22 protein-coding genes are annotated in these 22,665 nt (G+C 71.2%); 12 read left to right on the top strand and 10 right to left on the bottom strand.

The annotated features are described in order from the left end of the window. The first annotated feature begins 78 nt into the window (after positions 1–78). Positions 79–1,386, top strand: a complete 1,308-nt coding sequence (locus tag ACYQ77_RS20275; protein ID WP_459713514.1) for an MFS transporter — start codon at positions 79–81, stop codon at positions 1,384–1,386. Here ACYQ77_RS20275 and ACYQ77_RS20270 read toward each other — a convergent pair. Next, entirely contained in the window at positions 1,358–2,200 is an 843-nt protein-coding gene (locus tag ACYQ77_RS20270; RefSeq protein ID WP_459713512.1) for an LLM class flavin-dependent oxidoreductase, read from the bottom strand. The genes ACYQ77_RS20275 and ACYQ77_RS20270 overlap by 29 nt on opposite strands. Positions 2,201–2,316: 116 nt before the next feature. After that, positions 2,317–3,765 carry a CCA tRNA nucleotidyltransferase gene (locus tag ACYQ77_RS20265; protein ID WP_459713510.1) on the bottom strand — a complete coding sequence of 483 codons (1,449 nt, stop codon included), beginning with the start codon at positions 3,763–3,765 and terminating at the stop codon, positions 2,317–2,319. 65 nt (positions 3,766–3,830) lie between these two features. On the opposite strand from ACYQ77_RS20265, the gene ACYQ77_RS20260 reads away from it, so the two are divergent. From ACYQ77_RS20260 to ACYQ77_RS20220, 9 genes are all read left to right on the top strand, one after another. Then, entirely contained in the window at positions 3,831–4,370 is a 540-nt protein-coding gene (locus ACYQ77_RS20260) for an NUDIX hydrolase (protein ID WP_459713509.1), read from the top strand. A 6-nt stretch (positions 4,371–4,376) separates the two neighbouring features. Next, the gene (locus ACYQ77_RS20255; RefSeq protein ID WP_459713507.1) at positions 4,377–6,584 is read left to right on the top strand and encodes a DUF6049 family protein; all 2,208 of its coding nucleotides are present in this window, start codon (positions 4,377–4,379) and stop codon (positions 6,582–6,584) included. A gap of 94 nt (positions 6,585–6,678) precedes the next feature. Continuing rightward, positions 6,679–8,247: a murein biosynthesis integral membrane protein MurJ gene (murJ, locus tag ACYQ77_RS20250; RefSeq protein ID WP_459713969.1), complete on the top strand. Its 1,569-nt coding sequence runs from the start codon at positions 6,679–6,681 to the stop codon at positions 8,245–8,247. A 106-nt stretch (positions 8,248–8,353) separates the two neighbouring features. Continuing rightward, the gene (locus ACYQ77_RS20245; protein WP_459713505.1) at positions 8,354–9,913 is read left to right on the top strand and encodes a protein kinase family protein; all 1,560 of its coding nucleotides are present in this window, start codon (positions 8,354–8,356) and stop codon (positions 9,911–9,913) included. Between the two features lie 64 nt (positions 9,914–9,977). Then, the gene (gene sigM, locus ACYQ77_RS20240) at positions 9,978–10,604 is read left to right on the top strand and encodes an RNA polymerase sigma factor SigM (protein WP_459713504.1); all 627 of its coding nucleotides are present in this window, start codon (positions 9,978–9,980) and stop codon (positions 10,602–10,604) included. After that, complete coding sequence (locus tag ACYQ77_RS20235; RefSeq protein WP_459713502.1) at positions 10,601–11,371, top strand: anti-sigma factor; 771 nt, start codon at positions 10,601–10,603, stop codon at positions 11,369–11,371. The genes sigM and ACYQ77_RS20235 overlap by 4 nt, the downstream gene beginning before the upstream one ends. Positions 11,372–11,519: 148 nt before the next feature. Beyond that, positions 11,520–12,509: a thioredoxin-disulfide reductase gene (gene trxB, locus ACYQ77_RS20230; protein ID WP_459713501.1), complete on the top strand. Its 990-nt coding sequence runs from the start codon at positions 11,520–11,522 to the stop codon at positions 12,507–12,509. 12 nt (positions 12,510–12,521) lie between these two features. Further along, positions 12,522–12,848, top strand: a complete 327-nt coding sequence (gene trxA, locus ACYQ77_RS20225) for a thioredoxin (RefSeq protein WP_459713499.1) — start codon at positions 12,522–12,524, stop codon at positions 12,846–12,848. A gap of 212 nt (positions 12,849–13,060) precedes the next feature. Continuing rightward, the gene (locus ACYQ77_RS20220) at positions 13,061–14,209 is read left to right on the top strand and encodes an N-acetylmuramoyl-L-alanine amidase (RefSeq protein WP_459713497.1); all 1,149 of its coding nucleotides are present in this window, start codon (positions 13,061–13,063) and stop codon (positions 14,207–14,209) included. Positions 14,210–14,262: 53 nt separating this feature from the next. On the opposite strand, the gene ACYQ77_RS20215 is transcribed toward ACYQ77_RS20220, so the two are convergent. Continuing rightward, positions 14,263–14,889: a GNAT family N-acetyltransferase gene (locus ACYQ77_RS20215; RefSeq protein ID WP_459713495.1), complete on the bottom strand. Its 627-nt coding sequence runs from the start codon at positions 14,887–14,889 to the stop codon at positions 14,263–14,265. A 184-nt stretch (positions 14,890–15,073) separates the two neighbouring features. Here ACYQ77_RS20215 and ACYQ77_RS20210 point away from each other — a divergent pair, with 184 nt between their 5' ends. Next, positions 15,074–16,378: an aminotransferase-like domain-containing protein gene (locus ACYQ77_RS20210; protein ID WP_459713492.1), complete on the top strand. Its 1,305-nt coding sequence runs from the start codon at positions 15,074–15,076 to the stop codon at positions 16,376–16,378. A gap of 72 nt (positions 16,379–16,450) precedes the next feature. After that, positions 16,451–17,401 carry a D-alanine--D-alanine ligase family protein gene (locus tag ACYQ77_RS20205; protein WP_459713490.1) on the top strand — a complete coding sequence of 317 codons (951 nt, stop codon included), beginning with the start codon at positions 16,451–16,453 and terminating at the stop codon, positions 17,399–17,401. Positions 17,402–17,455: 54 nt separating this feature from the next. On the opposite strand, the gene ACYQ77_RS20200 is transcribed toward ACYQ77_RS20205, so the two are convergent. From ACYQ77_RS20200 to rnpA, 7 genes are all read right to left on the bottom strand, one after another. Beyond that, positions 17,456–18,442 (bottom strand): ParB/RepB/Spo0J family partition protein, encoded by a 987-nt coding sequence (locus ACYQ77_RS20200; RefSeq protein ID WP_459713487.1) that lies wholly within the window; start codon positions 18,440–18,442, stop codon positions 17,456–17,458. 4 nt (positions 18,443–18,446) lie between these two features. Continuing rightward, positions 18,447–19,346, bottom strand: a complete 900-nt coding sequence (locus tag ACYQ77_RS20195) for a ParA family protein (protein WP_459713967.1) — start codon at positions 19,344–19,346, stop codon at positions 18,447–18,449. 97 nt (positions 19,347–19,443) lie between these two features. Beyond that, on the bottom strand, positions 19,444–20,136 hold the full coding sequence (gene rsmG / locus ACYQ77_RS20190) for a 16S rRNA (guanine(527)-N(7))-methyltransferase RsmG (protein WP_459713485.1): 693 nt from the start codon (positions 20,134–20,136) through the stop codon (positions 19,444–19,446). 50 nt (positions 20,137–20,186) lie between these two features. Further along, complete coding sequence (locus tag ACYQ77_RS20185) at positions 20,187–20,765, bottom strand: Jag family protein (RefSeq protein WP_459713483.1); 579 nt, start codon at positions 20,763–20,765, stop codon at positions 20,187–20,189. A gap of 35 nt (positions 20,766–20,800) precedes the next feature. After that, positions 20,801–21,910 (bottom strand): membrane protein insertase YidC, encoded by a 1,110-nt coding sequence (gene yidC, locus ACYQ77_RS20180; RefSeq protein WP_459713481.1) that lies wholly within the window; start codon positions 21,908–21,910, stop codon positions 20,801–20,803. A 5-nt stretch (positions 21,911–21,915) separates the two neighbouring features. Further along, positions 21,916–22,251 (bottom strand): membrane protein insertion efficiency factor YidD, encoded by a 336-nt coding sequence (gene yidD, locus ACYQ77_RS20175; protein WP_459713479.1) that lies wholly within the window; start codon positions 22,249–22,251, stop codon positions 21,916–21,918. Beyond that, on the bottom strand, positions 22,248–22,664 hold the full coding sequence (gene rnpA, locus ACYQ77_RS20170; protein WP_459713476.1) for a ribonuclease P protein component: 417 nt from the start codon (positions 22,662–22,664) through the stop codon (positions 22,248–22,250). The genes yidD and rnpA overlap by 4 nt, the downstream gene beginning before the upstream one ends. Position 22,665: the final 1 nt, after the last annotated feature.

The following is a 22,665-nucleotide window of genomic DNA, read 5'->3' as shown; positions in this document are numbered from 1 at the left end:
GAGTGGCACACCCGCCGTTCGGATCCCAGGGGTCTGGGGGCGCTCCCCGGCCGATTCCGTCCCATAGGCTCAACCACCGTGACCACCTCCGCTGACGTGTTCGATCCACACCACATCAGGATCGGTGCCCGTCGGCTGCTCGCGATCGACGGTTTCCGCAGGCTGCTGTTCAGCCGGTTCTCCTCGCAGTGGGGCGACGGGCTGTTCCAGACCGGGCTGGCGGGCGCGGTCGTGTTCAACCCGGAACGGGCGGTCTCCCCGGCGGAGATCGCGGCCGGGTTCGTCGTGCTGCTGCTGCCGTACTCGGTCATCGGGCCGTTCGCCGGCGCGCTGCTCGACCGGTGGGACCGCCGCCGGGTCCTGGTCGTGGCGAACCTGACCCGCGGCGCCCTGATCCTGCTGTCGGCGATCTGTGTCGGCACCGGGGTGGCGGGGTTCCCGATCCTGTTGCTCGCGTTGATCGTCATCGGCATCAGCCGGTTCGTCGGCGCCGGGCTGTCCGCGTCGCTGCCGCACGTGGTGCCGGTGCCCAACCTCGTCGAGGCGAACGCGCTGGCGGTCACGCTCGGCGCGGTGATCTCCGTGCTCGGCGGCGGGTGCGCGGTCGGGCTGCGCGCCGTGTTCGGGGCGGACAACGCGGGGTCGGGGCTGACCGCGGCGGTCGCCGTCATCGGGTCGGTGCTTGCCGCGTGGCTCGCGGCCCGGTTCGCCCGCGGCGCGCTCGGGCCCGACCGGATCGTCGAACCGGCCACGGCCATCGCGGCCGTCGCGAACGGGTTGTTCGACGGCGGCCGGGTCGCCGTGCGCACGCCGACGGTCGCCGCCGGGTTCTGCGCGCTGCTCGCGCACCGCGCCGCGTTCGGCATCTCCCTGCTGCTGACCGTGATCCTGATGCGCTACAGCTTCGAGGACTGGGGGCCGATCGAGGCCGGGCTGCCCGGTCTCGGCGTGGTGCTCGGCGCGGGTGGGGTCGGCATCTTCGTCGCGGGCCTGACCACCGCGCGCCTGGTCACGGCGCTGGGGCGCAAGCGGACGGTGTTCATCGCGCTGGGCGTGGCCGCCCTGTCCCAGTTCGGGCTCGGCCTGCCGATGCTGCTGCCGACCACGCTGGCGGCCGCGTTCCTGATCGCCTACACCGGACAGGTCGTGAAGCTGTGCGTGGACGCGGCCGTCCAGCGCGACATCGGCGACGAGGCCCGCGGCCGGGTGTTCGCCCTCTACGACATGCTGTTCAACATCACGCAAGCGCTTGCGGTGGCGATCGCGGCCACCGTGATCCCGGCCAACGGCGAGTCGGTGGCCCTCATCGTGGCGGCGACCGTCCTGTACCTGGCCGGGATCACGGGGTTCGAACTGGTCAGCCGACGAGGTCAGCGAGCAGCGTGACCTGTTCGGGGTCGCGGCCGTGGCAGTACAGCACCACCTCGTCCGCGCCGAGGTCGGCGAACTGCCGGATGGCGTCGCGGATCCCCCGCGGCGTGGTGAGCAGGCCGTCGACCATGTACCGCGCGCGGCCGGTGAACGCGTAGTACGCGGCCATCGCGGCGCGGGCCTGCTCGACCTCGGGCCCGAGCGCCACGTTGACCTGGGCGACGATCCGGGGTGCGCCGTCGCGGCCGTGCTCGGCCCACGACGTGCGGACGGTGTCGAACAGCCTGCCCGCCCACGACGGCGGCGCCGCGGCGAGGAACCCGTCACCCCAGCGGGCGACGCGGGCGAGCGCGGCGGGCTGGAAGCCGCCGAACAGCACCTCGGGACCACCGGGCCGGGCGGGCGCGGGGCCGATCGGGCCGACCTCGTCGCTGTACGGCTCACCGGTCCAGACGCGGCGCATCACCGCCATCTGCTCGTCGAGGCGGCGGCCGCGAGTGCGGATGTCGGTGCCCGAGGCGAGGTGGTCGTCGAGCCGGCCGCCGACGCCGAGCCCGAGGACGAACCGTCCGCCGGACAGCCGGTCCAGCGTGGCGGCCTGCTTCGCCAGCAGCGCCGGTTCGCGCAGCGGGGCGAGCAGGACCTCCGTCTGCAGCCGGACGCGGGACGTGGCGCCGGCGAGCACGCCGAGCGTGACGAGTGGCTCCGGGTTGTCGTACACGAGCCGGTCGAGCAGGCCGAGGGTGCTGAACGGGCCGGCGTCGGCGCGGCGGGCCCAGTCGAGCAACGCCACCGGGTCGGAGACGGGCAGGCCAAGACCGATCTTCATCGGGAGAACTCCTGTCGGAGGGGACGGCAAAGGAACGTGCCGCCCCTCCTGGTGGTGGGCTCCCGCGCTGCGGCGTACTTCTGGAGAACCCGGTTCGGAGTGCGTCCGACTCTAGATCAGGACTCGGCCGGGGGCGCGATGTTTTCCGACTCCGCCCACTTGCGCAGCTCGGCGATCGCCTCGTCGTGGTCCAGCGGCCCGCGGTCGAGGCGCAGCTCCTTGAGGTAGCGCCACGCCTTGCCCACGAGCGGGCCCGGCGGCAGGCCGAGGAGCCGCATGATCTCGTTGCCGTCGAGGTCCGGGCGGACCTTCGCCAGGTCCTCCTCGGCGGCGATCCGGGCGATCCGGGCCTCGAGGTCGTCGTAGGTGCGCTGCAACGCGGCCGCCTTGCGCCGGTTGCGGGTCGTGCAGTCGGCGCGGACCAGCTTGTGCAGCCGGGACAGCAGGGGACCGGCGTCGGTCACGTACCTGCGCACCGCCGAGTCGGTCCACTCGCCCTTGCCGTAGCCGTGGAACCGCAGGTGGAGGTACACGAGCTGGGCGACGTCCTCGGTGATCTCCTTCGAGAACCGCAGGGCGCGCAAACGCTTGCGGACCATCTTGGCACCCACGACCTCGTGGTGGTGGAAGCTCACGCCGCCGCCCTCGACGAACCGCCGGGTGGGCGGCTTGCCGATGTCGTGCAGCAGCGCGGCGAGCCGCAGCACCAGGTCCGGCTCGGCGCCGGGCTCCTCCAGGTCGATCGCCTGGTCCAGCACCACGAGCGAGTGCTGGTAGACGTCCTTGTGCTGGTGGTGCTCGTCGATCTCCAGCCGCATGGCGGGCACCTCGGGCAGCACGTACTCGGCCAGCCCGGTGTCGACCATCAGCTCGATGCCCCGGCGCGGGTGGCGGCCGGTGAGCAGCTTCGACAGCTCGACCTGGATCCGCTCGGCGGTGATCCGCTGGATCTCGCCCGCCATCTCGCGGATGGCGGCCAGCACACGCGGCGCGACGGTGAAACCGAGCTGGCTCACGAACCGGACCGCGCGCATCATCCGCAGCGGGTCGTCGGCGAACGACTCCTGCGGGGTGGCCGGCGTGTCGAGCACGCGCCGCTTCAGCGCGCCGCGGCCGTCGTGCGGGTCGACGAACTTCTTCGTGACCATGTCGATGGCCATCGCGTTGACCGTGAAGTCGCGGCGCAGCAGGTCGCCCTCGATCGAGTCGCCGAAGCTCACCTCGGGGTTGCGGCTCATCCGGTCGTAGGAGTCGGACCGGAACGTGGTGATCTCCACGGTGGTGCCGCGCTTGGCCGCGCCCATGGTGCCGAACGCGATACCGGTGTCCCAGATCGCGTCCGCCCACCCGGTCAGCAGCTCCCGCACCCGCTCCGGCCGCGCGTCGGTGGCGAAGTCCAGGTCGTTGCCCAGCCGGTCCATCATCGCGTCGCGCACGGTGCCGCCGACGAGGTACAGCCGGTGCCCGGCCGCTGCGAAGCGGTCGGCCAGCTCGTCGGCCACGGGAAAGCGCACCTGTTCCTCCTCGGCACGGGCGTTCGCGTCGATGGCGTGGGTTGTTGACACGGGGAACGAGCGTAACTGTCCTGATCGGGCAACCCGGACGCTGTACCAGCATTACGATCGCGAGCATGCCCCCGTCGTCCGGCAGGTCGCGTGGCGCCCGGTCGGGGCGCCGCGGCAGGCGACGCGGGCGGCGCATGGCCGCGGTCGACGAGACCTCGGCGGGTGGCGTCGTCGTCAACGTGGCCCGCGACAAGATCGTCCTCATCGGCAGGCTCGACCGGCGCGGACGGCTGCTGTGGTCGCTGCCGAAGGGCCACATCGAGGAGGGCGAGACCCCGGAGCAGACCGCCGTGCGGGAGGTCGGGGAAGAGACCGGCATCCAGGGCGAGATAATTCGACCGCTCGGCACCATCGACTACTGGTTCGTCGCGGAACGCCGCAGGATCCACAAGACCGTGCACCACTTCCTCATGGAGGAGCGCGGTGGCGACCTGTCCGACGAGGACGTCGAGGTGACCGAGGTGGACTGGGTCGCGCTGGACGAACTGGAGGACAGGCTTGCGTACGCAGATGAGCGCCGCCTCGTCCGCAAGGCGCTCGAGCTGCTCGCGATCCACGTCGACGAGACCACCGAGGACGTACCGGTCGAGGCTGATGGGGGCTGACCAACCATGACGCGCGGCCTGCGGGCGGGTGCGGCACTGCTCGCGTCCGCACTGCTCGCACTGTCCGCACCGTTCACCGCGGCGGACCCCGCCCATGCCCAGCCGATCGGGCAGCCGGTGCCACCCGCGGGCGGTGGGCAGCCCCGCCTGCAGCTGACGGTCGACACGATGTCCCCGCGCGTGGTCACGGCCACCACCCAGCGGGTGACGGTCACCGGCAAGGTCACCAACACCGGTGACCGGCGCATCGAGGACATCAGCGTCCGGCTGCAGCGCGGCGAGGCGATCGAGTCCGACCGCGCCATGCGCGACGTGCGCAACCAGCCCACCGACACGGCGACCGGCGAGTTCACCGACGTCAGCGAGTCGCTCCAGCCGGGCGACAGTGCGAACCTCTCGCTGAGCATCCCGGTCCGCGGCGACGGCAAGACGCTCGGCATCGACGAGCCGGGGGTCTACCCCCTGCTGGTCAACGTCAACGGCAGGCCGGACTACAGCGACCAGGCCCGGCTCGCCGCCGTGTCCATCCCGCTGCCGGTGCTGTCCGTGCCGGGCGGCGGCGCGGCGGCCCGGCCCAAGGCGACCCCGCCCGCGGTGACGATCCTGTGGCCGCTGCTGGACGAGCAGCCGAGGTCGCTGCCCGCCACCGACAACAGCACGCTGCTCGCCGACGACGCGCTGGCCGACTCGCTCGCCGCGGGCGGCCGCCTGTTCAACCTGCTCAACTCCGTGCTCACGGCGACCACCGCGAACGTCGAGCTGCTGCGGTCCATCTGCTTCGTGGTCGACCCGGACCTGCTGGACACCGTCTCGAAGATGACCGAGGGCTACCGGGTGCGGACCGCCGGCGGCAAGCTCGTCGCGGGCAAGGGCGCGCAGGCGGCGGCCGACTGGCTCACCCGCGTGCAGGACCTGACGCGCGGCCACTGCGTCCTGTCGGTGCCGTACGCCGACGCCGACCTGTCCGCGCTGTCCCGCGCGGGCGCCACCGACCTCGGCCAGCTGGCCGTGCCCAACGGCGCCGCGATCACCGGCAGGCTGCTGTCGGTGGCGCCGGTGGCGAACGTGTACTGGCCCGCCGGTGGCACCTTCGACCAGAACACGCTGGTCGGCCTGTCGACCGGCGGCTCGCCGACGGTCCTGGCCGATCCGGCGCACCTGCGCAACGTCGAGGGCCGCGCGCCGTACGTGCTCAACGCCCCGCAGACCGCGAACCCGGTCCGGGCACTGCCGGTCGACTCGCTGGTCTCGAACGCGCTCGCGAGCAACCCGCGCACGCCGTCCGGCGACACGGGTGTGTCCGTGCAGGACGGGCTCGCCGCGCTGGCCTACCGCGCCGCGTTCGACCAGCGGGTCGGCGGTCAGGTGCTGGTCGCGCCGCCGCGGCGGTGGCTCGCGTCGAACGCCGAGCTGGACCAGTTCCTCGCCCTCGCCGGGCAGCTGTTCGACGGCGGGTTCACCAGCCCGCTGCCGCTGGACCAGGCGGTCCAGGCGCCCGACGGGGGCACCGCGGAGAGCATCACCTACTCCACGCAGGACAGCAGGCTGGAGATCCCGGCCCAGATCACCGCGGACGTCATGCGGGTCAACGCGACGCGGCGGGACATGCTCGACGCGATGCCCGCGGACAACACCACGCGGGTCGAGCCGAACCAGCTGCTCGCGCCGCTGCAGTACGGCCTCCTGCGCGGGGTCTCCACGGCATGGCGCGGCCGCGTCGACGGCGCCGCGAGCATGGTCGGCTACGTGGACCTGCGGCTCGACGGGCTGCGCAACCTGGTCGTCGTCAACGACCCCGGCCGCCCGTACTCGCTCGCGTCCGGGGACAGCCCGATCCCGATCACGATCTACAACGGCCTGCCCGTGGCGATCGTCGTGCGGGTCAGGCTCAGCCCCGTGCCCGGCCTGCGGCCCGAGACGATCCAGGACGTGCCGATCCCGCCGCTGTCGTCGGTCGGCCGCTACATCCCCGCCGAGGTGTCCAGGTCGGGCCGGTTCACCGTCGACGTGCGGCTGACCACGCCGGGCGGCACGTCGCTGGGCGAACCGGTGCGGCTCGAACTGAACTCGACGTCGTACGGCATCATCAGCGTCGCCGTGACCGGCACGGCCGGTGCGGTGCTCGTGTTGCTCGTCGGGGTGCGTATCTTCCGCCGGGTGAAGGCGGCACGCGCCGGGGAACCCGAGGCGAGTGAGGAAATCGTTGACCCGTAGCGGCGATGTGACCCGGCGCCTCGGGTCACAATCACAGACCGTGGAGCCCCGGTCCCAGCAGCAGCCACCCTCGCTCGCGAAGGCGAGCGGGTCGATGGCGATCGCGACGCTGGTCAGCCGGATCACGGGGTTCGTGTGGAAGATCCAGCTCGCCTGGGTCGCGGGCCTGGGCGTGGTCAACGACTCGTTCACGGTGGCCAACACGCTGCCGAACATCGTCTACGAGCTGCTGCTCGGCGGTGTGCTGGCGAGCGTCGTCGTGCCGCTGCTGGTGCGGTCGCAGGACGACCCGGACGGCGGCCAGGCGTACACGAACCGGCTGCTGACGGTCGGCATGACCATGCTGGTCGGCGGCACTGTCCTCGCGGTCGCGCTGGCGCCGCTGCTGACCAACCTGTACATGGACGACTCGACCGGGTCGGCGAACTCGGCGCTCACCACCGCGTTCGCCTACCTGCTGCTGCCGGAGATCGTCTTCTACGGGCTGTTCGCGCTGCTGTCGGCGATCCTGCAGGCCAAGCACGTGTTCGGGCCGACCGCGTGGGCGCCGGTGATCAACAACGTGGTCATCATGGCGACCATCGGGGCGTACGCGCTCGTGCCGGGGGAGATCTCGCTCGACCCCGTCCGCATGGGCGACGTGAAGCTGCTGGTCCTCGGCCTCGGCGTGACGCTCGGCATCGTCGTGCAGGCGCTGGTCCTCGTGCCCGCGCTGCGGCGGACCGGCTTCAAGTTCCGCTGGAACTGGGGCTTCGACGCCCGCCTCAAGGAGTTCGGCGGGCTCGCGCTGTGGGTGCTCGGGTACGCCGCCATCAGCCAGATCGGCGTCGTGATCACCACCCGCGTGCTGACGTCGGCCGCGCCGGGCGGCGCCGCGATCTACGCCAACGCGTGGCTGCTGTTCCAGCTGCCGTACGGGGTCATCGGCGTGTCGCTGCTCACCGCGATCATGCCGAGGATGTCCCGCGCGGCCGCCGACGGCGACACCGAGAAGCTGGTCGGCGACCTGTCGCTGGGCAGCAGGCTGTCGACCGTGATGCTGGTGCCGATCAGCGCCATGCTGACGATCGCGGGTTCCGCGGTCGGCATCGCGTTGTTCGCCGTCGGCAAGGCCGACCTCGGCGACGCGGCCCGGCTCGGCGACGCGCTCGCGTTCTCGGCGTTCGGGATCCTGCCGTACGCGCTGGTCATGCTGCAGCTGCGGGTGTTCTACGCGATGAAGGACTCCCGCACGCCCACGCTGATCATGATCGTGATGACGGTCGTGAAGATCCCGCTGCTGTACTTCTGCGCCGACCGGCTCCAGCCGGAGGACGTGGTCGTCGGCGTGCTGCTGGTGAACTCGCTCACCTACGTGGTCGGCGCGGTGCTCGGCCAGATGTGGCTGTGGGTGCGGCTCGGGCGGCTGCAGAGCATGCGGGTCGTGAAGGTGATCGTCCAGACGATCGTCGCCGGGGTCGCCGGCGTGCTCGCCGCGTGGGGCGCCACGCTGCTCGCCGACCTGGTGCTCGGCGGCGCCGGACCGGCGCTGACCGCGTGGGTCCACCTCGTGGTCCAGGGATTCGTGACGCTCGTGGTGGCCTTCGGCCTGCTCGCGGCGTTCCGGGTGCCCGAATTGCAGCCCGCGACGCAACGAATCACCCGACTGGTGCGTCGCGGGTAGTAGTCAACGACAGGAATAACGAACCCACGTCACGTACCCTCGTTTTCATACTCACAACGAGCGGAGGGTGTCCGTCGCGCGCTGGGCGCTGGGCGGGGAGAGAGCAGTGACCACGAGACGAACCGAGTCCCTGACCGGCGAGTTGCCCCCCGGCGGAGAGCCAGGCGGGGAGGGTTTCCTGCTGCCCGGAGCCGTGATCGGGGACGGCCGGTACCGCCTGCTCGCCCAGTTCGGCCACGACCTGCGCGCCGAGGCGCACCTGTGGCGCGCCCGCGACGGGCAGCTGCGCCGCGACGTCGCGCTGACCGTGCTGGTCGGCGACCCGCACGACGGCCCGCGTGCCCAGGCCGCCCGCCGCACGCTGGAGCGGGCCGCGCACGCCGCCGCGTTCCAGCACCCGGCCACCGCCCGCGTGCTGGACGTCCTGAGCCTCGGCAACGGCATCTCCCCTGGTGAGGGCCTGCTCGGCATCATCGTCGCCGACTGGTCCACCGGCACCGACCTGATCGACGTCATCGCCGAGCACCCGCTGCCCGCCGCCAACGCGGCCCGGCTGCTCGAACCACTCGCCTCGGCCGTCGAACGCGCCCACCACGCCGGCCTCGTGCTCGGCGTCGACCACCCGCAGCGCATCCGCGTCGGCGTCGACGGGATGCTGCGGCTCGCGTTCCCCGGCCCGCTGCCGGAGGCCGTGCCGCGCGACGACGTGAAGGGTCTCGGCGCGGTGCTGTACCTGCTGCTCACCGGCCGCTGGCCGCTGCCGGGCGGGCCGGAGGCCATCCCGACCGCACCGGTCACACCGGACGGCTCGATCGTGCCGCCGCACGTGCTCGCCCCGCACGTCCCGCCGGAGCTGTCCGCGCTCGCGATCCGCAGCCTCGAGGACACGCACCTCGGCGGCATCCACACCAGCGCGACGCTGCTCGCCGTGCTCGACGAGGCCGCGCGGTCGGCGGAGCGCACCGAGTTCCTCGGGCCCGTCACCGAGCCGGCCGACGACGTCGAGGGCGGCCCGGTGTGGACCACGAGACCGCCGATCCGCGACCGGTCCCGCAGGCGCAAGCTCGCCATCGGCGTCACCGCGCTCGCGATCGCGGTCGTCGCCATCCTCGCGTGGCTGGGCACGCTGCTGATCGACTTCTTCGGCGACGACGCGAGCAGCGGCGGCGACACCGTGGTCGTGGAGCAGCCGACCCCCACCAACGGCGACACCGCGCCGCCCGCGCCGAAACCGGCCGGGCCGCTGCAGCCCGCGTCGATCGAGGTGTTCAACGTCGGCGGCACCCCGGACAACCCGCGCCGCGCCGGTTTCGCCACGGACGGCGACCCCGGCACGGAGTGGCGCACCGACACCTACAAGCAGCAGTTCCCGGCGCTCAAGCCCGGGGTCGGGCTGATGGCGTCGTTCGCGGAGTCGGTGAAGTTCGCGTCGGTGATCATCGAGTCGCCGAGCCCGAACACGGTCGTCGAGATCCGCACCGCCCCGTCCGGCACGCCGTCGCTCGACGAGACCAAGGTGATCGGCAAGGCCACGCTGCAGGGCGGCAAGACGGAGATCAAGCTCGCGAACGCGGAACCGACCCAGTACGTGCTGGTCTGGATCACCCAGCTGGGCGACGGGAACAAGTCGGCACTGGGTGAGGTGCAGTTCATCCGGGCGCAGTGAACATCCGGCGAGTGGTCGGCCCCACAGCGCGAATGGGTGAACGGCCGACCGATATCCTCCTCACGTGACCACCGCTGCCAGCTCGGACGCCGACCTCATCGCGGCACACGCCGCCGGGGATCCGCGTGCCTTCGGCGAGCTGGTCCGCCGGCACCGTGATCGCATGTGGGCGGTCGCCCTGCGCACCCTCCGGGATCCCGAGGAAGCGTCCGACGCACTCCAGGAGGCGTTCATCTCCGCCTTCCGCGCAGCGGGTTCCTTCCGGGCCGAGTCGCAGGTGACCACCTGGCTGCACCGGATCGTGGTGAACGCGTGCCTGGACCGGGTGCGGCGCCGGCAGGCCAGGCCGACCGTGCCCCTGCCGGAGACCGGACCGGGCGAGCCCGCCGCCCCGCGGGACTCGATGTCCGAGCGGGAGACGAAGCTCGTCGTGCAGAAGGCGCTCGACGCGTTGTCCGAGGACCAGCGGGTCCCGATCGTGCTCGTCGACGTGGAGGGCTACTCGGTGGCGGAGACCGCCAAGATGCTCGGCATCGCGGAGGGCACCGTGAAGAGCCGGTGTGCGCGGGGTCGCGCCAAGCTGGCCAAAGTTCTGGGGCATCTGCGGAACCCCGATGCAGATGCGAACGTCCCAGATGGCGCAGTTGAAGGGCGAGACGTGCCGGTGCGGCGCCGCTGGGAGGGACGATGACAGACAGCACGAGGGGAACGGGGGTCCCGAACGGGCCGCCGTGGTCTGTCGACGTGCTCGCCGACCTGCACGCCGGAGCGCTGGACGCGAGGCAGTCCGCGGCGCTGTGGGCGCAGGTCAACCGCGACCCGGAGGCGCAGGCGATCCTCGCCGCGCTCGACAGCGTCAAGCACGACCTCGGCGGGCTCGGTGACGGACCGTTCGAGCCGATGCCCGCGCACTTCGCGGCGCGGCTCGACAACGCCATCGCCGCCGAGGCCGCCAGGACGATGCCCGCCGCGCGGCAGCCGGGGGTCGCCCCGGTCGCCGACATGGCCGAGGCCCGCCGCAAGCGCAACCGCAGGATGGGCTGGGCCGGTGGCCTGGTGGCCGCCGCCGCTGCCGTCGCCGCGATCACGTTCGTCGCGCTGCCCGGGCAGGAGACGGGCGGCAACCCGGTGGCGGGGGACAAGGGCGACAGCTCGCAGGAGGCGCCGGGCCAGGAGCCGCCGCTCGCGTTGAAGGGCGACGACCTCGGCAAGGCGATCAGCGGCCTGTCCGGCAAGAAGGACTACGGCCCGCTGGAGGACGAGCAGGGCCTGAAGGACTGCCTGTCGGAGAAGGGGATCGCGGACCCGTCGGTCATCGGCGCCCGGGAGGTGACGCTCGACGGCAAGGAGGGCGTCGCCGCGCTGCTCGCGGGCGGCGAGGACGACCACCGGTTCCGGCTGGTCATCGTGGCGCCCGACTGTGCCGGCGACCTGATCACCGACGCGTCGATCGGCTGAGCACACTTTTTCGCGGACCGCGGGTGGCACCTGGTCGCCACCCGCGGTCGCGCTATGCGCACGGTCACCACGTACGCGTGGAACAACGGGCACCTACGATCGTGTTACACGAGTGCGCAGCAAACGAGCGCCCCGCTTCGGAGGTCTGATGTCCGAGAACGTCCGCGACGTGATCATCGTCGGGTCCGGCCCGGCCGGTTACACGGCTGCCGTGTACACGGCCCGCGCCCAGCTGGAGCCGCTGGTCTTCGAGGGCACGCAGTTCGGCGGCGCCCTGATGACCACCACCGAGGTGGAGAACTACCCCGGTTTCCGCGACGGCATCATGGGCCCGGACCTCATGGAGCAGATGCGGGCGCAGGCCGAGCGCTTCGGTGCGGAGCTGCGCGCCGAGGACGTCGACGAGGTACAGCTGGACGGCCCGGTGAAGTACGTCACCGCGAACGGCGTCCGGTACGCCGCGAAGGCGGTCATCCTCGCGATGGGCGCCGCCGCCCGGTACCTGCACGTGCCCGGTGAGCAGGAGCTGCTCGGGCACGGCGTGTCCGCGTGTGCCACCTGTGACGGCTTCTTCTTCCGCGACCAGGACATCGCCGTGGTGGGCGGCGGTGACTCCGCGATGGAGGAGGCCACCTTCCTGACCAAGTTCGCGCGGTCGGTCACGATCGTCCACCGGCGCCAGGAGTTCCGGGCGTCGAAGATCATGCTCGAGCGGGCGAGGGCGAACGAGAAGATCCGCTGGCAGCTCGACTCCGAGGTGCTCGAGGTGCTGGGGGACGGCAACGTCTCCGGCGTGAAGCTGCGGAACACCGTGACCGGCGAGGAGTCCGTGCTGGACGTGACCGGCCTGTTCATGGCCATCGGCCATGACCCGCGCAGCGCGCTGGTCAAGGGCCAGGTCGACCTGGACGCGGACGGGTACGTCCAGGTGCGCCCGCACACCACGTACACCAACATCGACGGCGTGTTCGCCGCCGGTGACCTGGTCGACCGCACCTACCGGCAGGCGATCACCGCGGCCGGCTCGGGTTGCGCCGCCGCGATCGACGCGGAGCGCTGGCTGGCCGAGCACGGCGAGCCGAAGGCGGAGTCGGCACCTGAACTCGTCGGCGGCGGCTACGCCCCGACGCAGAACTGAGAGGGAGAGAACATGGCCGGAAACACCGTGACCGTCACCGATGCGTCGTTCAGCGAGGACGTCCTGAACAGCGACAAGCCGGTGCTCGTCGACTTCTGGGCGACCTGGTGCGGGCCGTGCCGGATGGTCGCGCCGGTGCTCGAGGAGATCGCCGCCGAGCACGGTGACAAGCTCACCGTCGCGAAGCTGGACGTCGACGCGAATCCGACCGTCGCGCGTGACTACCAGGTCCTCTCCATCCCGACCCTGATGGTCTTCAAGGGCGGCGAGAAGGTGAAGGAGATCGTGGGCGCCAAGCCGAAGGCCGCGCTCCTCAACGACCTCTCCGACTTCATCTGATCACTCGTCCCGGGTGACAACCGTTCAACGGCGCACACCGTCTCCTTGGTGTGCGCCGTTGTGCCATGTGGGGTGAGCGGTTGGACGCGGCACGTGACCCCGCAAGCCCCGGCGTCGGCGGCAGGGCACAATAGTGGACCAGCAGCCGTGCTGCGACAGGAATGGAAAATCTGCGCCGACTCGGGTCGGTGCCCGATCCGAGCGAGGGGTGCATGCGGGTACTCCGCCGCGGTGACGCGGGACCGGCTGTTGCCGAGGTTCGCGCGACGCTCTCAGGGCTTGGCCTCCTGCCGGCGGATCCGTCAGCCCCACCGGAGGCCGCGGTCTACGACGCCGCCGTCGAGCACGCGGTGAGCACGTTCCAGCAGCAGCGTGGCCTGATCGCCGACGGTCTCGTCGGCCCGGCCACCTACCGCGCGCTGAAGGACGCCACGTACCGGCTGGGCGCCCGGCCGCTCGCGTACCTCGTGTCGTCGCCGGTCAGCGGGGACGACGTCATGACGCTGCAGGAGCGCCTGCTGGAGCTGGGGTACGACGCCGGGCGCGCCAACGGCGTGTTCGGCGCGCAGACCGAGGCCGCGCTGCGCAACTTCCAGCGGGACTACGGGCTGACCGTCGACGGCATCTGCGGCGCCGAGACGGTGCGGGCGCTGCGCCAGCTGTCGCCGCGGGCCCGTGGCGGCTCGCCGGTGCTGCTGCGTGAGCAGGAGCGGGTCCGCAAGGCGGGACCGCGGCTGCGTGGCAAGCGCATCGTCATCGACCCGGGTCACGGCGGCACCGACACCGGTGTCTCGGTGGCCGGCGTGAACGAGGCCGACCTGGTGTGGGACCTGGCGCGCAGGCTCGAGGGCAAGATGGCCGCGACCGGCATGCAGGCGCTGCTGTCCCGCGGGCCCGACCAGTGCCCGTCGGAGCCGGACCGCGCCCAGTTCGCGAACGAGGTGGGCGGCGACCTGTTCCTGTCGCTGCACTCGGACGCCAACCGGTCGCCGCTGGCGCAGGGCGTGGCGAGCTTCCACTTCGGCACGGCCACCGGCAGCACGTCGACCATCGGGGAGACCCTCGCGGGCTTCATCCAGCGCGAGCTGGTCGTGCGGACGGGCCTGAAGGACTGCCGTGCGCACCGCAAGACGTGGGACACCCTGCGGCTGACCCGGTGCCCGGCCGTGCGCGTGGAGATCGGCTACCTGACCAACACCGACGACCGGCGCCGCCTGACCGACCCGTCGTTCCGGGACGTGGTGGCCGAGGGCATCCTCGTCGCGGTCAAGCGCCTGTACCTGCTGGGCCAGAACGACCAGCCGACCGGCACGTTCACGTTCGCCGACGTCCTCCGGCACGAACTGGCCAAGGCCGAATAGCGAATGTTTCACATGAAACAGCCCCGGAACTGATCGTTCCGGGGCTGTTCCGTCTACTGCTGCAGCGCGGGGCTCGCCGTGGACACCGAAACGGTGCCCAGGAGCCTCTCCAGCGCCGCTTCGACGTCTTCCTTCCACCCCAGTGCCGACCGCAGCTCCAGGCGCAGACGCGGCCAACGAGGGTGCGGGCGGACCGTCTTGAAGCCGACGCTGAGGAGGAAGTCGGACGGGACGACGCACGAGACCTCTTCGTCGGGCTTCGCGTCGCCGAACGCCTCGATCGCCTTCACGCCGCGGCGGGTCAGGTCCTTGGCCACCGCCTGGACCAGCATCCGGCCGAGACCGCCGCGCCGGAACTCCGGCAGCACCATGAACCCGGTCAGCAGGACCGCGTCCGGGCTGGGCGGGGACGTGGGGAAGGCCGACGCGCGCGGCACGGCGTTCGGCGGGGCGTACAGCACGAACCCGACCGGCAGCTTGTCGCTGTAGACGATCCGACCGCAGGACCCCCACTCGAGCAGCACGCTGGAGACCCAGGCCTCTTTCTCCAGCTCAGAGGTGCCGAACTCCTCGGCCTGCTCCTTGAGGTGCGGGGCGAGCTCCCAGTACACGCACGAACGACTGTGCTTGGGGAGATCCTCGAGGTTGTCCAGCGTGACGCCCACAACGCGTCGCGACACCTGACCTCCCACCCTGGACCTTGAACCGGCCCTGACCACCGTGTGCACCGCCAGGATAAGCCTGTTCCACGGGCCGCTGGAACCGGCAGGGCGGGAATATCGGCCCGGTTACACTCGATCGACTGAGCGAAGCTCGCGCAGCGAGCATCGTCACCGCGTTGACCCCGGCTGAGATGAGCCCGCCATGTCCCTCGAGCCAACAGGCAGCAGAAGCCTCGACCCGCACCTCGGCCGCTACGCGGCGCGAGCTGCCGGCATGACGGCCTCCGAGGTACGAGCTCTGTTCGCCGTCGCCAGCAGGCCCGAGGTGGTCTCGCTGGCGGGCGGCATGCCGAACCTGGCCGCGCTGCCGCTGGACTCGCTGTCCGGCGAGGTAGCGAACATCATCGCCAAGGACGGCCTGGTCGCGCTGCAGTACGGGTCGGCCCACGGGCTGCCTGAGCTGCGGGATCAGATCGGTGACGTGATGGCGCTGGAGGGCATCAGCGGGCACCCGGACGACATCGTCGTGACCGTCGGCTCGCAGATGGCGCTGGACATGGTGACGAGGATCTTCTGTGATCCTGGTGACGTCGTCCTCGCCGAGGGGCCGTCGTACGTCGGCGCGCTGGGCACGTTCGCCGCGTACCAGGCCGACGTGGTCCACGTGGCCATGGACGAGGACGGCCTGATGCCCGACGCGCTGCGCGAGGCGCTGCGGACGGCCGAGTCGGCGGGGCGGCGGGTCAAGTTCCTCTACACGATCCCGAACTTCCACAACCCGGCCGGCGTGACGCTCGCGATCCTGCGGCGGGCCGAGATCCTCGAGATCTGCAGGCAGCACAACGTGCTGGTGGTGGAGGACAACCCGTACGGCCTGCTCGGCTTCGACGGCCAGACGTACCCGGCGCTGCGGTCCATGGACCCGGACAACGTGGTGTACCTCGGGTCGTTCTCCAAGACGTTCGCCGCGGGCCTGCGGGTCGGCTGGGTGCTGGCGCCGCACGCGGTGCGCGAGAAGCTCATGCTGGCCGCCGAGTCGGCCACGCTGTGCCCGCCCACGCTGAACCAGATGATCGTGTCGCGCTACCTCGCGACGCACGACTGGAAGGGGCAGATCAAGTCCTTCCAGTCGGCGTACCGGGAGCGGCGGGACGCGATGATCGCCGGGCTGGAGCAGCACATGCCGCCCGGCTGCTCGTGGACGGTGCCCGCAGGCGGGTTCTTCGTGTGGATGACCGTGCCGGAGGGCGTGGACACGAAGGCGATGCTGCCGCGTGCGGTCACCGCGCGGGTGGCGTACGTGTCCGGCACCGGGTTCTACGCGGACGGGTTCGGCAGCAGGCAGATGCGCCTGTCGTTCTGCTACCCGACGCCGGAGCGGATCCAGGAGGGCGTGCGCAGGCTCGCGGCCGTGCTCGCCGCCGAGCTGGAGCTGTCGCGGACGTTCGGCCCGATCAACGGGCGGCGCGCGTCCGGTCCGCAGGTGCCCGGCCCGGACATCGCGTAGTCTCCTTCCCCCGCAAGCAACTTCGCGTCCGCTATCCACAGTGGACGATCTGGTCCGTTGAGGAGTCGAGCCGTGTCCGATCTCGCCGTGGCGGTGCTGTCCGGAGGTCTGTCCCACGAGCGTGAGGTGTCGCTGCGCTCGGGCAGAAGGCTGTCGGCGGCACTGCGGTCGGCCGGGCTGACAGTCGACGAGTGGGACGCGGACGCGGCGCTCCTGGAGCGGCTGCGCGAGCACCGGCCGGACGCGGTCGTGGTGGCGCTGCACGGGGTCGAGGGCGAGGGCGGCTCCGTGCAGACGGTGCTGGAGATGCTCGACGTGCCGTACGTCGGCTCGGACTCGCACGCGTGCCGCCGCGCGTGGGACAAGCCCACCGCCAAGACGGAGCTGGCCCGTGCGGGCATCGCGACGCCGGACTGGGTGGTGCTGCCGCACAGCACGTTCCGGGAGCTGGGCGCGCAGCCGGTGCTGAACGCGATGGTCGACCGGCTCGGGCTGCCGATGATGCTGAAGCCGGACCAGAGTGGTTCGGCGCTCGGCGCTCAGGTGGTGCGGGACGCGGCCGAGCTGCCCGCCGCGATGGTCGGCTGCCTCGCCTACGGGGAGACCGTGCTGGCGGAGCGGTTCGTCGAAGGTGTCGAGGTGGCCGTGGCGGTCGTCGAGGGCGCTGACGGTCCGGTCGCGCTGCCCGCGGTGGAGATCGAGCCGGCGACCGGCATCTACGACTACACCGCCCGCTACACCGCGGGGCTCACCACGTTCCACTGCCCGGCCCGGCTCGACGACCGGGCGGCGGCCGCGGTGGCCGACCTCGCGGTGGCGGCGCACCGGTTGCTCGGGCTGCGCGACGTGTCCCGGACCGACGCGATCGTGGCGCCGGACGGGACCGTCTACTTCCTCGAGGTGAACTCGTCGCCGGGGCTGACGGAAACCTCGCTCCTGCCGATGGCGGCGGAGGTCGCGGGCCGCTCGCTCGGCGACATCTACGCCGGTCTGATCGAACGAGCGGTCGCTCGCGCTCAGTGATCGTTGATCATCGGAGCGCAATCGTCACCGTGACGTAAGGGCCTGGGGTGATCCCTAAGCCCCGTCACGAGTCCGATTTGCCCCGGTTTGCGACATCAGTTCGACAATGCGTTCGAGATCGTCGACGGACCCGAACTCGACGACGATTTTGCCCTTCCGCTTGCCGAGTTCGACCTTCACGCGGGTGTCGAACGTGTTGGACAGCCGGTCCGCCACGTCCTGGAGACCCGGCGCCTGGATCGGCTTGCGCTGGGGAGCGGCCTTCTGCTTCGCGGGTGCCTGGCCCTTGAGCAACACGACCGCTTCCTCGGTGGCCCGCACCGACAGCCCCTCGGCGACGATGCGGGCGGCCAGCTCCTCCTGCTGGCCGGCGTCCTCGAGACCGAGCAGCGCGCGGGCGTGCCCGGAGGAGAGGACCCCGGCCGCGACCCGGCGCTGCACCGCGAGGGGGAGCTTCAGCAGCCGGATCGTGTTCGTGATGACCGGACGGCTGCGCCCGATGCGGGACGCGAGCTCGTCGTGGGTCACGGAGAACTCCTCGAGCAGCTGCTGGTAGGCCGCCGCCTCCTCGAGGGGGTTCAGCTGCACGCGGTGGATGTTCTCCAGCAGCGCGTCCCGCAGCATCGCCTCGTCGGCGGTCTGCCGGACGATCGCCGGGATCTTGCCGAGCTCCGCGCGCTGGGCGGCACGCAGCCGCCGCTCGCCCATGACCAGCTCGTAGGAGTCCGGGCCCAGCTCGCGGACCACGATCGGCTGCATGAGCCCGAACTCGCGGATCGAGTGTTCCAGCTCGGCGAGCGCGTCCTCGTCGAAGACCTGGCGAGGCTGCTTCGGGTTGGCCTTGATCGCGCCGACCGGCACCTCGCGGTACACCGCGCCCGCCACCGTGCCGCTGGGCGCGGCCGGTGCTTCCGGAACGACCGCGGGCTTCGGACGCGGTGCGGTCGGCAGCTTCATCGCGCCGCCGCCCGAACCGTCCGCCGGTCCCTGTGGGATCAGTGCCGCGAGGCCCCGGCCAAGACCACCCTTGCGCTCACTCATGCTTCTACTCCTCGCCGAACGCGCGTTCGGCCATCTCCCGTGCCGCGTCCAGGTAGCTCATCGCACCCCGGGAACCGGGGTCGTACGCGAGCACCGTCTGCCCGAAGCCGGGTGCCTCGGACACCTTCACACTCCTGGGGATCACAGTACGCAAGACCGTGTCGCCGAAGTGCTTCCGGACCTCCGCCGTCACCTGATCGGCGAGCTTCGTGCGCCCGTCGTACATGGTCAGCAGGATGGTCGACACGTGCAGGTTCGGGTTGAGGTGGTTCTGCACCAGCTCGATGTTGCGGAGGAGCTGGGAGAGACCCTCCAGCGCGTAGTACTCGCACTGGATCGGGATCAGCACCTCCTCCGCGGCGACCATCGCGTTGACCGTCAGCAGGCCGAGCGACGGCGGGCAGTCGATGAACACGTAGTCCGGGTTCAGCTCGTCGAGCGCACCGGTCGGCAGCGCTGCCTTGAGGCGGGACTCGCGGCCCTCCATGCCCACCAGCTCGATCTCCGCACCGGCGAGGTCGATGGTCGCCGGCACGCAGTAGAGGTTGGGGGACTGGTCGCTGACCGCGGCGGCGTCGGTGAGGGAGCACTCGCCGATCAGCACCTCGTAGATCGACGGCACACCGGAGCGGTGGTCGACGCCGAGCGCGGTGCTGGCGTTGCCCTGCGGGTCGAGGTCGATCACGAGCACCTTCAGCCCGTGCATCGCGAGCGCGGCCGCGAGGTTGACCGCGCTGGTCGTCTTCCCGACGCCGCCCTTCTGGTTGGCGACCGTCATGACGCGGCGGTGGGGCGGCTTGGGCAGGTCGTGCTTCGGGTGCAGCATGCGGGTAGCGCGCTCGGCCTCCTCGGCGATCGGTGTCCACCCGGACACCGCCGTGGCCGCCTCGACGTTGTCGTGCATGGTCTCGCTGGCGCCCTGGACATCATGGCGTCCGGTCATGGGTGGCTGCACCTCGCCTCGTTCGACACGTGTTTCACGTGAAACAATCCTCGCTCCATCACTTCTTGGTCCGCCGCGGACCACGCCCACGCGCGCCCTGGGGTGGGTCGGCACGTGTCACCACGATGATGGTCGTCGGCACCGCCAGCACGTCGGCGCCACACCGTTCGACCACCGGAAGCGAACCACCCGCACGGGTCACGGCGCCGCCATCGCGTGCCACTTCCTCCGCGGCACTTTCCCCTTTGAGTGCGACCAGCCGGCCGCCCCGCCGAAGCAAGGGGGCGCTCCAGCCCCACAGCCGGGCGAGCGGTGCGACCGCTCGCGCGATGACAACATCGGCACCCGCGAGCTGCTGCTTGATGGCCGGCTCTTCCGCACGACCCCGAACCACACTTGCGGACAGCGAAAGAGTATCGACGACTTCGGTCAACCACGCCACCCGGCGAGCCATCGGTTCCAACAACGTGATGTGGAGATCGGGCCGCGCGATGCACAGCGGCACGCCGGGTAGCCCAGCGCCCGACCCGAGGTCCACCACACGGGCACCCTCGGGGATGGCGTCGGCGATCACGGCCGAGTTCAGGAGGTGCCGGTCCCAGAGGCGCTCGACCTCACGGGGTCCGATCAAACCTCGTTCAACGCCGACGGCGGCGAGCAGTTCCGCGAACTGCGCCGCCGCCGTCAGAGCGTCACCGAAAACTGTTGTAGCGGTCTCCGGGGGCGGAGACGCGGATGGCGCCTCAGCCAACCCGGATGCCACCTTCTTCGTATCGATGTTTCACGTGAAACGTCAGTCCGTCAGGGCTTGGGGAAGACCACGACGCGGCGCCGCGGGTCCTCGCCCTCGCTCTCGCTGTGGACGCCGTCGATCGCGGCGACCGCGTCGTGGACGACCTTCCGCTCGAACGGCGTCATCGGCTGGAGGCGGATCTTCTCGCCCTCCGCCAGCACGCGCTCCGCCGTCGCCTTGCCGAGGTCCTTCAGCTCCTGGCGACGGTCCGCCCGCCAGCCCGCGATGTCCAGCATGAGCCGGCTGCGCGTGCCGGTCTCCTGCTGGACGGCGAGCCGGGTCAGCTCCTGCAGGGCTTCGAGCACGTTGCCCCGCGGCCCCACCAGCTTGTCCAGGTCCTCGCCACCGTCGATGCTCACGACCGCCCGGCCGGCTTCCACGTCGAGGTCGATGTCCCCGTCGTAGTCCACCAGGTCGAGCAGGCGCTCCAGGTAGTCCCCAGCGATGTCGCCCTCGCGGACGAGAAGGTCCTCTCCCAACGGCCCCCGGTCACTGTCCTCGTCGGCGACCGCCTCGGCGGTCTGTTCGTCGGCGTCGGTTGCCACCGCGTCGCGGTCGGCGTCCGACTCCTGCACCGTCTCCGGCACGACTTCTCCTCTCCAGGTCCGGAACAGCTCGTGTGTCAGCGCTTCTTCCGGCCTGTGTTCTTATTGCGGGAACGGTCTGCGCTCAGACCGGAATCGGTGGAGCCGTCCGTGCCCGCGGCGCCGTTGGCGCTCGCCGGGCCGGCCGACTTGGTGGTGCCACCCTTCGGGCGGGCGGTGCCCGCCGCCTTCGCGTTCGGCGCGGGCTTCGCACCCGGGGCGGGCTTGTTCGCGGCTCCGGCGGCCTTCGCGTTCGGGGCCGGCTTCACACCGGGGGCGGGTGCGGTGCCCGGGCGCTTCTTCGTCTGGTCCGGCTTGGCGCCCGGCTTCGGCGCGAGGTTGGTGCGCTTCTCGATGGCCGCGGACTTCTTCGCCTCTTCCTCGCGGTCGATGCGGTTGTAGACCAGGCGCTGCTGCATCAGGGTCCACGTGTTGTTCGACAGCCAGTAGATGAGCAGACCGATCGGGAAGAAGAAGCCGAAGATCAGCACACCCAACGGGAAGATGTACAGGGTCAGCTTGTTCATGATCGCGGTCTGCGGCGTGGCCGACTCGGGGTTCTGCCGCTGCACCGAGTGCCGCGCGGTCAGGTGCGTCAGGACGCTCGCCAGGACCATCAGCGGGATCGACACGATGATGACCGCGGTGCGGTCCGCGCCGAAACGCTCCAGCACGTCCAGGGGCTGGGTGATGAAGTTCGAGAGGCCCGCGCCGAAGAGCTTGGCGTTGACGTAGGACTCCACGCCCTGCGCGTCGAAGAAGTAGTTCTCGGTGTGGCCCGGCGCGAACGAGCGCAGCACGTGGAACAGACCGATGAACACCGGGATCTGGATCAGCATCGGCAGGCAGCCGCCCAGCGGGCTGAACCCGTGCTCGCGCTGGAGCTTCTGCATCTCCTGCGCCTGGCGCTGCCGGTCGTTCGCGTACTTCTTCTGGATCTTCTTGATCTCCGGCGCGAACTGCTGCATGGTCCGCATCGAGCGGACCTGCTTCACGAACGGCTTGAACATGATCGCGCGGAGCGTCCACACCAGGAACACGATGCCGAGCGCCCACGCGATGCCGCTGGACTCACCGAAGACGTGCCCGAACACCCAATGCCAGCACCAGAGGATGAACGACACGGGGTAGTAGATGAAGTCGAGCACGAGAGCTACTCCTTGGCGGCAGTGTGGTGTTCCTGGCCGGCCTCGGCCGGCTCAACGAGGTCTTGGTTTCGCGGCGGCACCGGGTCGTAACCACCGGGGTGCCACGGTCCGCAGCGCAGCAGCCTGCGCACGGTGAGCCAGGAGCCGCGCAGCGCGCCGTGGGTCGTGAGCGCCTCGACGGCGTACGCGCTGCAGCTCGGCTCGAACCGGCAGCTGGGCGGGAGCACCGGCGAGATCCACCGCCGGTAGAAGTTGACGGGCACGAGGAACACCCGCGCCACCGGACCCGGTCGCCGCGTCTGCCCGGGCGTCCGGTCCTCGGTGTCGTGCGTGGTGGTCACTGGGCACCGCCGGAATCACTGTCTTCGCGGCCGAGCCGCAGTCGCCGGAAGGCGGAGTCGATGTCGCCGCCGAGTTCGGCGCTCGCCGCCGTGGCAGCGGACGGCAGCGCCCGCACGACCAACGTGCAACCCGGACGCACGGTTCCCAACCGGTCGCGGACGACGTGACGAAGGCGGCGGACGACCCGGTGGCGCACCACCGAGTTGCCCACCGCCTTGCTCACGACGAACCCGACCCTGGGTGCCGCACCGGCGTCAGCCAGTGCCGCATCGATTTCAAGCGCGCCGAAGCCCGCGACCTCCTCGGCCGTGATGGCATGCACGACGAGCCTGGGACGCCCAGCGCGGCGCCCCTTCCTGGTCACGAGCCGAAAGTTGTCGCTACCGGTCAGTCGACTGGGCGCGGGGAGCAAA

It is taken from the genome of Actinophytocola sp. KF-1, assembly GCF_054661535.1.
The sequence above is the reverse complement of the archived record's forward strand: the minus strand, read 5'-3'. Positions and strand labels throughout refer to the sequence as shown.

Coding starts and splice junctions, on each gene's coding strand:
- ACYQ77_RS20270 (WP_459713512.1), bottom strand. CDS start 2,200: ATGAAGATCGGTCTTGGCCTGCCCGTCTCCGACCCGGTGGCGTTGCTC.
- ACYQ77_RS20260 (WP_459713509.1), top strand. CDS start 3,831: ATGCCCCCGTCGTCCGGCAGGTCGCGTGGCGCCCGGTCGGGGCGCCGC.
- ACYQ77_RS20255 (WP_459713507.1), top strand. CDS start 4,377: ATGACGCGCGGCCTGCGGGCGGGTGCGGCACTGCTCGCGTCCGCACTG.
- murJ (WP_459713969.1), top strand. CDS start 6,679: ATGGCGATCGCGACGCTGGTCAGCCGGATCACGGGGTTCGTGTGGAAG.
- ACYQ77_RS20235 (WP_459713502.1), top strand. CDS start 10,601: ATGACAGACAGCACGAGGGGAACGGGGGTCCCGAACGGGCCGCCGTGG.
- trxB (WP_459713501.1), top strand. CDS start 11,520: ATGTCCGAGAACGTCCGCGACGTGATCATCGTCGGGTCCGGCCCGGCC.
- trxA (WP_459713499.1), top strand. CDS start 12,522: ATGGCCGGAAACACCGTGACCGTCACCGATGCGTCGTTCAGCGAGGAC.
- ACYQ77_RS20220 (WP_459713497.1), top strand. CDS start 13,061: ATGCGGGTACTCCGCCGCGGTGACGCGGGACCGGCTGTTGCCGAGGTT.
- ACYQ77_RS20210 (WP_459713492.1), top strand. CDS start 15,074: ATGTCCCTCGAGCCAACAGGCAGCAGAAGCCTCGACCCGCACCTCGGC.
- ACYQ77_RS20200 (WP_459713487.1), bottom strand. CDS start 18,442: ATGAGTGAGCGCAAGGGTGGTCTTGGCCGGGGCCTCGCGGCACTGATC.
- ACYQ77_RS20195 (WP_459713967.1), bottom strand. CDS start 19,346: ATGCACGACAACGTCGAGGCGGCCACGGCGGTGTCCGGGTGGACACCG.